The sequence below is a fragment of the Alteraurantiacibacter aquimixticola genome, assembly GCF_004965515.1.
Lineage (GTDB): Bacteria > Pseudomonadota > Alphaproteobacteria > Sphingomonadales > Sphingomonadaceae > Alteraurantiacibacter > Alteraurantiacibacter aquimixticola.
Window position 1 is genome coordinate 29,136 of the sequence record NZ_SSHH01000004.1, and the last position, 14,653, is coordinate 43,788.

Annotated in this window: 11 protein-coding genes; 7 read left to right on the top strand and 4 right to left on the bottom strand. The window is 64.3% G+C overall.

Features of this window, described 5'->3' with window-relative positions:
- Positions 1–77 precede the first annotated feature (77 nt).
- The 4 genes from E5222_RS13745 (at position 78) to E5222_RS13760 (ending at position 5,058) form a co-directional block, all read left to right on the top strand.
- On the top strand, positions 78–773 hold the full coding sequence (locus E5222_RS13745) for a nuclear transport factor 2 family protein (RefSeq protein ID WP_136694381.1): 696 nt from the start codon (positions 78–80) through the stop codon (positions 771–773).
- An 11-nt stretch (positions 774–784) separates the two neighbouring features.
- A complete protein-coding gene (locus E5222_RS13750; RefSeq protein ID WP_136694382.1) occupies positions 785–1,228 on the top strand; it encodes a nuclear transport factor 2 family protein in 444 nt (147 codons plus the stop codon).
- Positions 1,229–1,258: 30 nt separating this feature from the next.
- A complete protein-coding gene (locus E5222_RS13755; protein ID WP_136694383.1) occupies positions 1,259–2,398 on the top strand; it encodes an amidohydrolase family protein in 1,140 nt (379 codons plus the stop codon).
- Positions 2,399–2,532: 134 nt separating this feature from the next.
- Positions 2,533–5,058, top strand: coding sequence for a TonB-dependent receptor (locus E5222_RS13760; protein WP_246021794.1), 2,526 nt, complete (start codon positions 2,533–2,535; stop codon positions 5,056–5,058).
- Between the two features lie 105 nt (positions 5,059–5,163).
- On the opposite strand, the gene E5222_RS13765 is transcribed toward E5222_RS13760, so the two are convergent.
- Complete coding sequence (locus E5222_RS13765; protein ID WP_136694384.1) at positions 5,164–6,438, bottom strand: alpha/beta hydrolase; 1,275 nt, start codon at positions 6,436–6,438, stop codon at positions 5,164–5,166.
- A 159-nt stretch (positions 6,439–6,597) separates the two neighbouring features.
- Between E5222_RS13765 and E5222_RS13770 the strand changes: the two genes are divergently transcribed.
- The gene (locus tag E5222_RS13770) at positions 6,598–7,665 is read left to right on the top strand and encodes a class I SAM-dependent methyltransferase (protein ID WP_136694385.1); all 1,068 of its coding nucleotides are present in this window, start codon (positions 6,598–6,600) and stop codon (positions 7,663–7,665) included.
- Positions 7,666–7,758: 93 nt separating this feature from the next.
- On the opposite strand, the gene E5222_RS13775 is transcribed toward E5222_RS13770, so the two are convergent.
- From E5222_RS13775 to E5222_RS13785, 3 genes are all read right to left on the bottom strand, one after another.
- Complete coding sequence (locus E5222_RS13775) at positions 7,759–8,043, bottom strand: hypothetical protein (RefSeq protein WP_136694386.1); 285 nt, start codon at positions 8,041–8,043, stop codon at positions 7,759–7,761.
- A gap of 91 nt (positions 8,044–8,134) precedes the next feature.
- On the bottom strand, positions 8,135–9,295 hold the full coding sequence (locus E5222_RS13780) for a DUF418 domain-containing protein (protein WP_169053605.1): 1,161 nt from the start codon (positions 9,293–9,295) through the stop codon (positions 8,135–8,137).
- A 112-nt stretch (positions 9,296–9,407) separates the two neighbouring features.
- On the bottom strand, positions 9,408–10,538 hold the full coding sequence (locus tag E5222_RS13785) for a 5-methyltetrahydropteroyltriglutamate--homocysteine S-methyltransferase (protein WP_136694388.1): 1,131 nt from the start codon (positions 10,536–10,538) through the stop codon (positions 9,408–9,410).
- A gap of 238 nt (positions 10,539–10,776) precedes the next feature.
- Here E5222_RS13785 and E5222_RS13790 point away from each other — a divergent pair, with 238 nt between their 5' ends.
- A complete protein-coding gene (locus E5222_RS13790; protein ID WP_136694389.1) occupies positions 10,777–12,903 on the top strand; it encodes a PQQ-dependent dehydrogenase, methanol/ethanol family in 2,127 nt (708 codons plus the stop codon).
- Positions 12,904–13,056: 153 nt separating this feature from the next.
- Positions 13,057–14,571 (top strand): aldehyde dehydrogenase family protein, encoded by a 1,515-nt coding sequence (locus E5222_RS13795; RefSeq protein ID WP_211196163.1) that lies wholly within the window; start codon positions 13,057–13,059, stop codon positions 14,569–14,571.
- The last annotated feature ends 82 nt before the right edge of the window (positions 14,572–14,653 follow it).

A 14,653-nucleotide genomic window follows, 5' to 3' on the forward strand; every position in this document is an offset into this window, starting at 1 on the left:
CTCAAGCCCGCAAGGGGCTGGCATTGACTCTATCATTCGTTACTAACGGACATAACGATTTGAGGGAGAGAGTCGATATGAGTGACACCGAAAACCGCCTTGCCGAGCTGGAACAGCGTGTCGGCATCCTGGAGGACATGGCGGCGATCAGGCGCCTGCACTGGGCCTATGGCTATTACATCGATTTCAACCGCCCGAACGAGGTGGCGGACCTGTTCGCGGAAGATGGCGCGGTGGTGTTCCTCAGCGGTGAGTATGTCGGCCATGCGGGCGTGAAGCGGCTTTATGGCGACTGGATCGCCGGGCGCTTTACCGGCGGCAAGCCCGGTCCGGTCAACGGGTTGCTGCTCGACCATTTCCAGATGCAGGACATCATCACCGTCGCGCCCGATCGCAAGACCGCAAAGGGCCGCTTCCACGGCATCCTGCTGGGTGGCTGGCACGATGATTTCCAGGACACGCGCGAAGAAATGATGCCGCAGCAGTTCATGGAGGCCGGCATTTACGAGAATGACTATGTGAATGTCGACGGCGTGTGGAAGATCCAGCGGCTCGACTACATGATGCAGTGGCAGGGCGATTACGAGAAGGGCTGGGCGCACACCACCGCGCATCTGCAGCCCGCCGAAAAGCTCTATCCCGAAGACCCGCTCGGCCCTGACCGGATTCTGACCGAAGAGCATCACCGCCAGACCTGGCCCTATCGCCAGGACGTGCCGATGCATTTCGCGCATCCGAAATTCGGCATCGCCTTCGCCAACGAGGCGAAGTGAGGCGCGCCGCCATGGCGGACCGCAGCACATTGGGTTTCGACCCGGTCGATACATCGAACCGTTCCGCCCTCTCCAACCGGGAGGTCGCGGAGCGGTTCATCCACCTCTTCTATGAAGAGGACAATCCGGAGGAGGCCTTCACCTGCTGGGTCCATCCGGATTACATCCAGCACAACCCGAACGCGCCGACGGGCCGCGACAATACGCTGGCGATGATGCGCACTTCGATGGCAAAGTACCCGGACCTCACCCATGATGTGAAACGCATCATCTGGGGTGAGCCGGATTGTTCGATGGTGGCCGTCCATTTCCACTTCAAACGCACGAAGGAGGAGCGCGGCTATGCTATCGTGGACTTGCTGCGTTTTGCCGACGGCTATCTTGTCGAACACTGGGACGTGATGCAGGAAATACCCGAGCCGGGGACGACGAAGAACGATAACGGAATGTTCTGACGGGCTCGAACAGGCAGAGGGGGAGAGCTGATGCCGAAACTGGAAGATGGCAGCGAGAAGGGCCTGAAGGGCCATTTCAAGGAAGATTTCAGCCACCGCACGCGGGAGGGGCTGGCCCCGCGCTCCGGGCATGTCGATCGTGACGTGCCCTACAAAAGGATCGCGACGGAGGAGGCATGGACCTTCCCCGACCTCGTGAAGGCGCAGGTCGACTATTTCGAAAGCGGCGCGGCGCCAGACGATGACTCGCTCAAGATGGCAGGCATGTTCGCCAAGATGCCGAGCCTGCAGGAGATGCTGCAGGACCTTGGCGAGCTACGCATCTCGCACATGGACGAGCTGGGGATCGACCGCCAGCTGCTGCTCCTCACCGCGCCCGGCGTGCAGGTGGTGTGCCCCGGTGACGGGACACCCCTGTCGATCATGGCGAACGATATCGCCGCCGAGGCTTGCGCCAGGCACCCGGACCGCTTTTCCGCCTGCGCCGCCTTCGATCCGCGCGACGTGGCGGGATCGGTGAAGGAGCTGGAGCGCGCTGCCGGCCTCGGCCTCAACGGCGCGGTGCTCAATTCGCACTGGCAGGGGCATTATCTGGACGAGCCCGAATTCTGGCCGATCCTGGAGGCGCTGGAGGCGAACGACCTCGCGCTCTATATCCACCCGACCGCACCCTATAACGCGCCGCATTACGAGAAGCGCGGCTTCTTCGGCGCGCTGGGCGGTTTCCCGCATGATGTCTGGCTGCACACAATGGGCCTGATCATGTCGGGCGCCTTCGACCGCTTCCCCAAGCTGCGCCTCGTCATCGGGCATATGGGCGAATGCATGCCGCTGCATCTCTATCGCTTCGACTGGATGCAAGGGAATGCCGATGGCCGCCCGCGCCCCGGGCTGTTCGGCGATATGGAAACGCCCAAGCTGGCGCATCCGGTCAGCCATTATTTCAAGCACAATATCTGGATCACCACCAGCGGCGTAGGCTGGGAACCCGCGATCAAGTTCTGCCAGGACGTGCTGGGGCCGGACCGGGTGATCTACGCGATGGACTATCCCTACCAGCAGAGCAGCGACGAGGTCGCCGCCTATGACCGGATGGATATGAGCGCCGAGCACAAGAAGATGCTGATGGAAGACAATGCCCGCCACGTCTTCCGGATCACCGGCCCATAACCCTTCATCGACGGCCTGTCGCGGTCGGTCGAGAATTGTCGCAAATTGTCGCAAAAGCTGTTGCATCCGCCTTCCCGGGCGGCATAATCGTTAGGCGTCATAACGATAACGATTGTGACGATAGGGGAGGATTTATGAGAGCTTTTTCGAAGGCGCCCTTGCGCCATGTGCTGGCCGCGTCAGCGTCGACACTGGCCTTGCTGGCCACGCCGGCCTTGGCGCAGGAAGATGCCGAACAGCAGGACGAACGCATCGGTAACACCACCATCGTGGTGACCGCGCAGTTCCGCGAGCAGGCGCTGCAGGACACGCCGCTGGCCATCACCGCGGTGACCGGCGAGATGATCGAGGCGCGCAGCCAGAACGACCTCGCCACAGTGGCAGACAGCGCGCCCAACGTCTCGATCCGCCCGCAAGGCTCCTCCTTCGGCCCCTCGGTCTCAGCCTCGATCCGCGGCATCGGCCAGACCGACTTCAACCCCGCCTATGAGCCGGGCGTCGGCATCTATATCGATGACGTCTACTACCCGCAGCTGACCGGCGCGATCTTCGACACGCTCGACCTGGAGCGGGTGGAAATCCTGCGCGGTCCGCAAGGCACGCTTTCGGGCCGCAACTCGCTGGGCGGCGCGATCAAGATGTATTCGCGCATGCCGAACGGCGATTCCAGCGGCTATGTCGAGGCGGGCTATGGCTCGCGCGATCGCATCTCGCTGCGCGCCGCGGCCGATTTCGCGATCACCGACACGCTGTTCATGCGCGTCTCCGGCGTCTCCAAGAACCAGGATGGCTATGTCGACCAGATCGACTTCGGCTGCCGCTTCCCCGCTGGCGGTGGCGACACTTTCGTCGACAATGATGGCGTGACGCAGGAAGTGAACCCGGCACCGGGCGTGGCCGCCCGCGTCAACACGTCCGATTGTGTGGTCGATAAGCTTGGCGGCGTCGGCTACCAGGCCCTGCGCGGCATTTTGCGGTTCGAGCCGAATGCCGATTTCGATTTCACCATCATCGCCGATTATACCAATGACGACCGCACGGTAGCGGGCGAAGTGATCGACGCCACCGCCATCGTCACCAACCCGAACATCCAGCCCGCGCCGGGCATCCTTTATGACGACCGCTTCATCTGCGGCCCCTTCTGCTCCTACCAGACGGACGGCAACGAAGCGGGCGTGTTCCAGGCGCTCGTCCCCGGCGATCCCTTCGGCGCGGACGGCACGCCGCTGGCGGCAACGCCTGGCAACAACCGCAGCAAATATTCGAGCTGGGGCGTCTCGGGCCAGATGAACTGGAACCTGAATGACTGGCTGCAACTGCAGTCGATCACCGGCTACCGCGAGTTCGATACCTACTTCTTCGCCGATGGCGACCTCTCGCCCGCCTTCATCGGTTATGGCGAGAACGATCTCACCAACTGGAGCGTCAGCCAGGAAGTGCGCCTGAACGCGGAGCTGACCGAGAACATCTTCGCCACCGTCGGCGGCTATTACTTCGAGCAGTTCTCGATCTACGATTCGGCGCAGGACCTGCGCTATGTCCCGGTCTATCCGCTGCAGTTCCGCCAGCCTGACGAGATTGCCGCCGATGCCTGGGCCGCCTTTGCCAACGTCGCGTGGGAGATTGTTCCCGACCTCAACATCAATGCCGGCATCCGCTATACTGAAGAAACCAAGCAGCAGACCTATTTCCGCTACAATTTCGACGGGACGGTCAACGCCTTCCTCGATCCGGTGGGCGCGGCCTGCGGCGAGGGTTTCGACGGTGTCGATACGAATGACTGCGATAATGACGGCAACACCACCGAAGTGCTGCGCGCGCTTTCCGGCAACACCGCCAATTACGAAGGCGACAAGATCGACTGGCGCGTGGCGGTGGACTATCGCTTCAGCGACCAGGTGCTGGCCTATGCCTCGGTGGCGACGGGCTTCAAGGGCGGCGGCTCCAACCCGCGTCCGTTCAACGCCTTCCAGCTCGTGCCCTTCGGGCCGGAAGAACTGGTGGCCTATGAAGTCGGCCTGAAGACCGACCTGCTCGACCGCCGCCTGCGCGCGAACCTGTCAGCCTTCCTCAACAAGTTCACCGACATCCAGACCGGCGTGAACATCTGCCCCACCGGCGTGCCGGGCACAGAAACGCCCAGCGCCTGCCGCGTGAATGCTGGCGATGCCGATATTCGCGGCTTCGAGCTGGAGCTGCAGGCAGAACCGGTGGACGGGCTGATGCTGGACGCATCGCTCAGCTATATCGACCTCAAGTACAAGACGGTCAGTCCGCTGAGCCAGACGCAGATCGACGATCCGGGCACCGCGCCGCCGTGGAAGGCGAGCTTCGGTGCGCAATATCGCATCGACCTCGACAGCGCCGGCACGCTGACCCCGCGTTTCGACGTGTTCTACCAGGATGACCAGTTCACCGGCCCGCTGACTTTGGGCGGCGTGCGCATGCTGAACTTCCTGCCCAGCTTCACCACGGTGAATGCGCGGCTGACCTGGCGCAACGAAGCGGACGATCTGGCGGTCTCGCTCGAGGTGACCAACCTCACCGACGAGTATTACCTCTTGTCTTCCTTCGACCTGCGCGGTGCCGGCACCGGCTACCGCAAGGTCCTGCCCGCCCGCCCGCGCGAATGGGCGCTGACGGTTCGCAAGGACTTCTAAGGAGGAGGTCAGACCTGAGAACGAGAAGGGGGCGGGCCGCACAGGCTCGCCCCCTTTTTCGTGGTCTGCATTATTGCGGTGCCAGGTGACGCCTGTCTCGAGAACCTATTCCACGCCGGCGAGGAATTCGGTCATCGCCGCCATCATCTTGTCGAAGGCAGGCTCGCCCGCCAGCGGCACGTGATTTCCCGTCGGCAGCGTTTCGAACTGCGCATCGCCAAGGCTGGCGGCCAAGTCGCGCCCGACGCTTAGCGCCGCGCGCCGGTCGCCGCGTGAATGCAGGATCAGTGCCGGGGCCTGCACCTCATCCAGCCTGTCACGCACGTCGATATCGCCGAAGCAGTGGATGAAGCGCGCGGCATTGGCGGCGCTGGTGGTCTGCTTCTGGAACTCGTTGAAGCGGTCGATGTCCTCGGAGGAGGCATCGGGCAGGAAGGAATGCGAGAAGATCTGGCGATAGGCGGGTGAATTGTCGCCCCACCCTTCTTCCACCAGCGTGATCTCCGCTTCGCGGCGGCGCCTGTCGGCCTCACCGGAGAAGCTCCGCCAACCGACCGGATAGGCGCCGACCAGGATGAGTGCGGAGACTCGTTCCGGATGGCGCGCGGCATATTCGATCGACACTGCCCCGCCCTGGCTGATGCCGAGCAGCGGGAAGCGCTCCAGCCCCAGCGCATCGGCCACGCATTCAAGGTCGCTGACGAAGGAATCGAAGGACAGGTCCTCCACCTCCCAGTCGGACAAGCCGTTGCCGCGCTCGTCATAGCGATAGAGCCGGTGGCTATGCGCCAGCCGCGTATAAAGGCCGGACCAGACGGGCACGTCCATATCCGCCTCCAGATGGGTCAGCCAATTGGCCGCCTTGAGCAGCGGCGGGCCCTTGCCCATGGCGGAATAGGCGATGCTCGTCCCGTCGGGCGTCTTTGTATAGCGGATCTCCTGCCGCAGCTGTTCGGCTGGATCGCCGCGGTCCTGCGCGGCATCCGGCGATGCTCCGCGCCCCTCGCGCAGCGCGGCGACGAAAGCGGCATATTCGTCATGCTCGCCCGAAAGCGTCGCACCGAGCAGGCGGTCCCCGGCGCTTTCGTCGAAGTCGATGCAGTCCGCGGGAACTTGCATCTTCACGCTCAGCCGGTCGGCAATCAGCCAGTCCTCGTCATCGCCCAGCGCGCGGCGCAATTTGGCCAGCGCCCAGCGCAGCCCGCCGCGCGGATCGGCCGCACGGTCCCAGAACATGTCGCACAGATGCTCGCGCGTGGCGGACCTCTCGCGCAGCAGCAGGAAGGCGAGCAGCGCACGGGTCTTGCGGGAAGGCGGCAGATCCACCGTCTCCCCGTCACGCAGGACCTCCACGTCCTCACCAATGGAAAACCGGGTCATCCCTCCTGATCCGTCATCCCCAAGCCAATTGCGTGCAAATACCACGCTCGGCCTGCGAATACCACGCAAGGAAACCACGCTGGCTACCACCATGCGGGCCGAGCGGGCGGCATCCCCAAAAACCGAACTGAACCGAATAGACGAACAAGGAGAGTATCTATGTGCCTGACCCATACACTTGAAGCAGCCAGCCAGAACGAGGGCATGCCGCCTTTCGCGCAGGAGCTGTTGCAGACCATCAATCACGGGGCCACGGCGATGGCGATTTCCATCGGCCACCGCCTGGGCATTTTCGACACCATGCGCGAAAAGAGCCCCGCCACCGCGGCGCAATGGTCCGCGCGCACCGGCCTCAACGAGCGTTACATAGCCGAATGGCTGGGCGCGATGGCGACCGCCGGGATCGTGACCATGGATGCGGAGGGCCGCTACGTGCTGCCCAACGATCATGCCGATTTCCTCGGTGCCGAGGCGCCTGCCGGCAGCATGTCGAGCATGATGCAGTGGATCGGCGTGCTGGCGCCGGTCGAAGACGAAATCGTCAAGTGCTTTCGCGAAGGCGGCGGCGTGCCCTATTCCGCCTATCCGCGCTTCCATGAAGTCATGGCCGAGGAGAGTGCCGGCACTTTCGACCAGGACGCCACGATCGCACTGGTGCCGGGCCTCGACGAGCAGCTGGAAGAGGGCATTTCGGTGTGTGACGTCGGCTGCGGGCGCGGACGGTCGATCATCCAGCTGGCGCAGGCCTATCCGCGCAGCCACTTCACCGGCTACGACCTCTCGACCGAGGCGATTGCGGACGCACGGCGCTTTGCAGCAGGCCTGCCCAATGTCGAGTTCACCGTGCTCGATTGCATGGAGATGACCGATCGCGGCCGCTTCGACCTCGTGCTCACTTTCGATGCCATCCACGACCAGCCGCACCCGGACAAGCTGTTGTCCAATATCGCGCGCTCGCTGGCGCCGGGCGGCGTCTATATCGCGCAGGATATCTGGGCACACACCAAGGTCGAGGACAATGTCGGCCACCCGATGGGGCCGTTCATCTATACGGTCAGCCTGATGCACTGCATGACGGTGAGCCTGGCGCAGGGCGGTGTCGGCCTCGGCGCGGCCTGGGGCGAGGAGCAGGCGATCTCGCTGCTGCAGCAGGCCGGCTTCGGCTCGATCGCGATGCGCCGGCTCGAGCACGATCCGCTTAACGCTTACTACATCTGCCGCAGCTAGCCCCCGGCGGGCAGATTCCTCCCGCGAGGATGCGACCCCCAAACGGGAGGGAAGGGGGCAGCCGGCACGCGCCGGCTGCCCCCTTTACGCATGTCAGGCTGCTTGCGCTGCCAGCCGTTCGATGGCGGCGGGGTGGAGCTGGCCGAAAAAGCGGATAGCCGCACGGCGGCCCTTGTGCTGCAGCACGCGGCCATTGATCTCGATGCTGTCGGCGATTTTCAGCTGCAGGAAATCGGCGTCGCACTCCCAATCGCAATCGGCCTCCGCGCTGCAACCCTCGGCTGTGAGGTCGCGCAAGGCGACGGGGACGCGGCGGCCCTCCATTTCGCACATTCCGCCAATGGGCGGGGTGGTCTTTTCCATCTTGCCACGAGCCATCTCGGCCTCCGCAACTGCCTGATGAAGTAAAGGCTAGCCAGTCGAGGGTTAATTTCGGGTTGTCGCCCTGTTCATCGCCCGTTTCGCTTTGTCATGCGGCGGCGGCGCGGCGCATTGCCATCGCCCATGTCCCGCGCGTAGCCGCGCGCCAGAGCCATTCGAGCGGGCCGTAGCGGAAGTGGCGGAACCACAATGCGGCAAGCGCCATCTGGACGGCGAAGAACACCATGCCCCACGCCAGCGCCTCGGCATGAGAGATACGATTCCACAGGCCCAGCCCATATCCGTAGAAGACCGGAACCGCGATCAGCGACTGGCCGATATAGAGCGTCAGCGTCATCCGCCCCGCCGGCGCGAGCCATTCGAGAATAGGGCGCAAAGCCGTCTGCCACAGCAATACGAAAGCGGCGACCTGGAAGGCGGTGGCGGGGAGCGCGGTCCATTGACCCACCTGCCATTCGCGAACTTGTGCCTGTTCGGGCGCTCCGGCGATATTCTCCAGAACGGAAGGCAGCAGCCATGTGGTCGCCGCCCAGATCGCCGCGGAGGCCAGCAGGATACCGAACCAGAAGCGCAGCCGCTCCCCGGCATCGGCAAACCAGCCGCGCCTTTTCGCCACCATGCCGACAAGGAACAGGCCGACGATTTCGGTCACGCGCCCGGCCTCGAGATAGAAGGACCACTTGCCGACCGAGCCCGGGCCGAGATTGTCGGCGGCAACCTGCCAGGGCGTTCCCTCCGCCAGCGTGGGCAGGCTACCCCAGCTGAAATAGAGCGGGTCCGCCACCGCCCAGCCATGCCCTTGCCCCGCTGCCCACAGGCGCAGCAATTGCGGCAGTTGGAGGAAGGCGAGCGCCGCCACGATCAGCAGCGTGCGATCTGAACGGACGCGGTCGAACGGGACCAGCAGCAGGCCGACCAGCGCCAGTACCTGCAAGATGTCACCGCGATAGAACAGCACGTGAAAGGTGCCGAAAGCGAACAGCAGCACCAGCCGCCATGCGAAGCGCCAGGTGTAATCGCCGCCCCGCACGCGCTCATTGTCCATGATCGTGGCGAAGCTGAAACCGAACAGCAGCGCGAAGATCGCGAAGGCCTTGCTGCCGAACAGGGCAAAGGTGCCATCGAACCAGGCATCGGGCTGCGGATCGAGCCAGGCGAGCTCGAACCGCTCCACGCAATGGACCAGGAACAATCCCAGCAGCGCGAAGCCGCGCAAGGCATCGACCATCTCTATCCGGCGTTGCGGCATCGTCCCTCTCCCGGCTTTTCTGGTAGCGCTACCATGGCCGGGCGGAGGAGGCCACGAAAAAGGGGCGGCACCTCGCGGCACCGCCCCCTCTTTCATTTGCGGGAGGAAAGGATCAGGCGTCGACCGACACCTTGCCCCACACTTCCTCGGCCACTTCCACGCAGAGGCGGATCTTGTCCGCCTGCTGTTCGGTGGTGATGTCATTGCCATGCACCGTGCTGGCAAAGCCGCATTGCGGGCTGAGCGCCAGCTGGTCGAGATCGGCATATTTGCATGCCTCGTCGATGCGGCGCTTGATATCGTCCTTGGTCTCCAGATCGCCCAGCTTGGTGGTGACGAGGCCGAGCACCACGGTCTTGCCCTTGGGCAGGAACCGCAAAGGCGCGAAATCGCCCGAGCGGGGATCGTCATATTCAAGGAAGAAGGCGTCGATATCGAGCTCGTTGAACATGATCTCCGCCACCGGCTCATAGCCGCCTTCCGCCGCCCAGCTGGAGCGGAAGTTGCCGCGGCACAGGTGGATTGCGCGGATCATGTCGGCAGGCGCGGATGCGAAGCTGTCATTGATGAGCTTGGCATATTGCCGCGTCGTCGCATCGGGATCGAGGCCGCGCTTGGCGGCATCTGCGCGCTGCTCGTCATCGCACAGATAGGCGAGGTTGGTGTCGTCCATCTGGATGTAACGGCAGCCCGCATCGACCAGGCTGTCCACCTCGGCGCGATAAGCGGCGGCGACATCGGCATAGAACTCGTCCATCTCGGGATAGACGTCCTCGGGAATACCCGAACGGCCGGCGCGGAAATGCAGCATGGTGGGCGAAGGGATCGCCACCTTGGGCATGCAGTCGGCGGAAACCTTGGAAGCGAGATACTGGTAATCGGCCAGCTGGATCGGCTTCTGGTGCGCGATCTTGCCGGTCACCACCATCACCGGCGGGGCGAAGGACACATCCTTGCCGGCATCGTTCTTGAAGGCTTTCTTCAGCCCCCCGCGCTCTTCCACGCCCGCCAGCTGCAGCAGGAAATCGGTATGGAAGAAATAGCGGCGGAATTCGCCATCGGTGATGGCCTTGAGGCCGAGGTCCTGCTGCCAGGAAACGAGCTCGGCAATCGCCGCGTCCTCGATGGCGCGCAGGTCCGCATAGGAGATGTTGTCGGCGGCGCGATGCTGGCGCGCCTCGATCACCTCACGCGGGCGGAGGAACGAGCCGACATGGTCGGCGCGCGAAGGCAGTTTGGTCATTGTAGTTTTGTCCTGTCTAAACAAAGTGTTTGTTAGACCAGGGTCATGACGCGGGCTCGCGCTCGACTGGACAGGCCGCGCATACTCCAGATCCTCCCCGGCGCGCAAGACGCTATGTGCAGCTGCGAAGGCGGCGGGCACGGACGAAAATGGGTCTTGATCGCGCCACCCGGCTTAGTATGCACCGCATACAAATGGCGCGCGTCTTTCGGGTAGCGGCGCCAAGGGGAGAGAGAAGATGACCATCCGCAACTGGTTTGCAGCCGCTTCCATGGCGCTGGCCCTGGCGGCCTGCGGCGACAATGCGATCGAAGGCGGGATCGACAATGCCCGCCTCGTGAACGCAGCGCAGGATCCGGCCAACTGGATCAGCTATGGCCGCGACTATGCGGAACAGCGCTTCAGCCCGCTCGACCAGATCAATGCGGAGAATGTGGGTGAGCTGGGCCTCGCCTGGTTTGCGGACATGGACACGTCGCGCGGGCAGGAAGCCACACCGCTGGTGATGGATGGCCGCCTCTACACCACCACCGCATGGTCCAAGGTGAAAGCCTATGACGCGAAGACCGGCGCGGTGCTGTGGGAATACGATCCCGAGGTTCCGGGCGAGACCGGCGTCAAGGCCTGCTGCGACGTCGTCAATCGCGGCCTCGCCGCGTGGGGCGACCGGCTGTTCCTCGGCACGCTGGATGGCCGCCTGATCGCGCTCGATCGTGAGACGGGCGAGGAAATCTGGTCCGAAGTCACCGTCGACCAGTCCAAGGCCTACACCATCACCGGCGCGCCGCGCGTGATCGATGGCAAGGTGCTGATCGGCAATGGCGGCGCCGAATATGGCGTGCGCGGCTATGTTAGTGCCTATGATGCCGAGGATGGCGACATGCTGTGGCGCTTCTACACCGTCCCCGGCGCTCCGGATGAGGCGGATGAGGAAAGCGAGGCCATGGCCGCGGCGCGCGAGACCTGGAACGGCGAGTTCTGGGAACTGGGCGGCGGCGGCACCGTGTGGGACGCGATGGCCTATGACCCCGATCTCGACCTGCTCTATATCGGCGTCGGCAACGGTAGCCCGTGGAACCAGTCCTATCGCAGCCCCGGCGGCGGCGACAATCTCTACCTCTCCAGCATCGTCGCGCTGCGGCCCGAGACGGGCGACTATGTCTGGCACTACCAGACCACGCCGGGCGAGACCTGGGACTTCACCGCCACGCAGCACATCATGCTGGCCGACATGGAGATCGACGGGCGCACGCGGCAGGTGCTGATGCAGGCACCGAAGAACGGCTTCTTCTACGTCATCGACCGCGCGACGGGTGAGCTGATCAGCGCGAATAACTACGTGCCGATGAACTGGGCGACGGGCGTCGACATGGAAACCGGCCGCCCGATCGAAGTGCCCGCGGCACGCTATGGCGAGACCGGAATCCCCTTCGTCTCCACCCCCGGCGCGGGCGGTGCGCATAACTGGCACCCGATGGCGTTCCATCCGGGCGAGGGGCTGGTCTATATCCCCGCAATCGAGGCGGGCTTCCCCTATGTGCCCGAAGCCGATTGGGAGCCGGACACGGCGCGCGGCTTCAATGTCGGCGTGGACATGGCGGCAGGCGCGCTGCCCGCGGACGAAGCGATCCGCGAAGCATCGGTCGCCGGGACGAAAGGCGCGCTGATCGCCTGGGACCCGGTCACGCAGACCGAGCGCTGGCGGGTGCAATATCCCGGCCCGTGGAATGGCGGCGTCCTCGCTACCGGTGGCGGACTGGTGTTCCAGGGCACGGCGGGCGGCCAGTTCAAGGCCTTTGCCGCCGGTGACGGCAGCGAGCTATGGTCCTTCCCGGCGCAGACCGGCGTGGTCGCCCCGGCGGTGACCTATACCGTCGATGGCGAGCAATATGTCGCGGTCATGGCCGGCTGGGGCGGCATCTGGGCGCTGGCACCCGGCGGCATCCTCAACGAGACGTCCGGCCCCGTGCCCAATATCTCGCGCCTGCTGGTGTTCAAGCTGGGAGCGAGCGGCGAATTGCCGCCAGCCCCGCCGCTGCAACGCCGCCCGATCGATCCGCCCCCCTTCCGCGGCAGCGAGGAGCAGCTGGCCAGCGGCAACTATGCCTATGGCCGCTATTGCGGGCAGTGCCATGGCGATGCCGCGATCGGCTCCACCGTGCTGCCCGATCTGCGCCGCAGCGCAGTGCTCGACAATGGCGATACCTGGATGCAGATCGTCCATGACGGCGCGCTCGGTTTCAACGGCATGGCCGGTTTCTCGGACTCGCTGTCGGCTGACGAAGTGGAGGCGATCCGTCAGTATGTGATCTTCCGCGCCAACCAGGACAAGGAGCTGGGAGGCCTCGGCCTGCAGGGCTCCTGACACACTCGATCAAGCTGGCGATCGTAACGATCGTTAACTTGATCGCAGCGCGATAGGCAGCCATAGGCTGATTTGGTAAACACCCGCGCGTGGACTCGCTTTAGAGTCGTTTTCACGCCGAATGACGCGAATTTTTGGAGAGGAAGCCCCGTCATGAACGAAGTCACCACCATCGACCGCACGCAGCGCGAATATTCCGAAGCCGCCAAGAAGGCGCTCGCGCGCAAGCCGCAGCTCTATATCAACGGCGAATGGGTCGACAGCTCGGGCGATGCCACGATCGACGTGGAGGACCCGTCCTCGGGCAAGGTCATCTCCAGCTTCGTCGAAGCGACGGACAAGGACATCGACCGTGCCGTCGCCGCCGCACGCGCCGCGTTCGACGATGGCCGCTGGCGCAACCTGCCGCCGATCGTCCGCGAAAAGACCATGCACGCCATCGCCGACCTGATCGAAGCCCATGCCGACGAGCTGGCCGAGCTGGAAGCGATCGACGTGGGCAAGCCCAAGGGCATGGCCGCCGTGGTCGACGTGCCGGGCGCCGCCGCTCACTTCCGCTACATGGCGGGCTGGGCCGGCAAGGTCGGCGGCGAAACGCTGCCCCCCTATTCCATGCCCGGCGGCATGATGTTCGCCTATACGCTGAAGGAGCCGGTTGGCGTCTGCGCGCAGATCGTGCCTTGGAACTTCCCGCTGCTGATGGCCTGCCTCAAGATCGCTCCGGCGCTGGCCGCAGGCTGCACCACCATCCTGAAGCCCGCCGAACAGACCAGCCTCACCGCGCTGCGTCTTGCCGACCTGATCCACGAAGCCGGCGTTCCCGCGGGCGTGGTGAACTTCGTCACCGGCTATGGCCACACCGGCGGTGACCGCCTGGTGAAGCACCCGGACGTCGACAAGGTCGCCTTCACCGGCTCGACCGAGATCGGAAAGCTGATCAACCGCAATGCCACCGACACGCTGAAGCACGTCACCCTCGAACTGGGCGGCAAGAGCCCGGTGGTGGTGATGCCCGATGTGGACGTTGCCGAAACCGCCCCCGGCGTCAGCCAAGCGATCTTCTTCAATTCGGGCCAGGTCTGCGTCGCCGGTTCGCGCCTCTATGCGCACAAGTCGGTGTTCGACAAGGTCGTGGAAGGCATGGCCGAAACCAAGGACTTCTGGGCCCCGCGCCCCTCGCTCGATCCGGCAGGTCATATGGGGCCGCTGGTCAGCAAGGAACAGCATGAGCGCGTGCTCGGCTATATCGAGGCTGGCAAGCGCGATGGCGCATCGGTGCTGATGGGTGGCGACGTCCCGTCCTCCGATGGCGGCTATTACGTCAACCCCACTATCCTCACCGATGTTAACCCGCAGATGAGCGTCGTGCGCGAGGAGATCTTCGGCCCCGTCGTCGTCGCCCAGCGCTTCGAGGATCTCGACGAGGTGGTGAAGGACGCCAATGACACGCAATACGGCCTCGCCGCCGGCGTGTGGACCAAGGACGCTTCGGCCGCCCACCAGATCGCTGCCAAGCTGCAGGCCGGCACCGTGTGGATCAACTGCCACGCGATGATCGACCCGGCGCTGCCCTTCGGCGGCTACAAGGAAAGCGGCATCGGCCACGAACAGGGCCGCCTGGGCCTCGAAGCCTATATGGAGACCAAATCGGTCATCATGAAGCTGTGATCGGCTGACCGGAATGGGGAGCCTATGCGCTCCCCACTCTTCCCCGCTTGTGCTGAGCTTGTCGAAGCACCGCTTTTTCTTC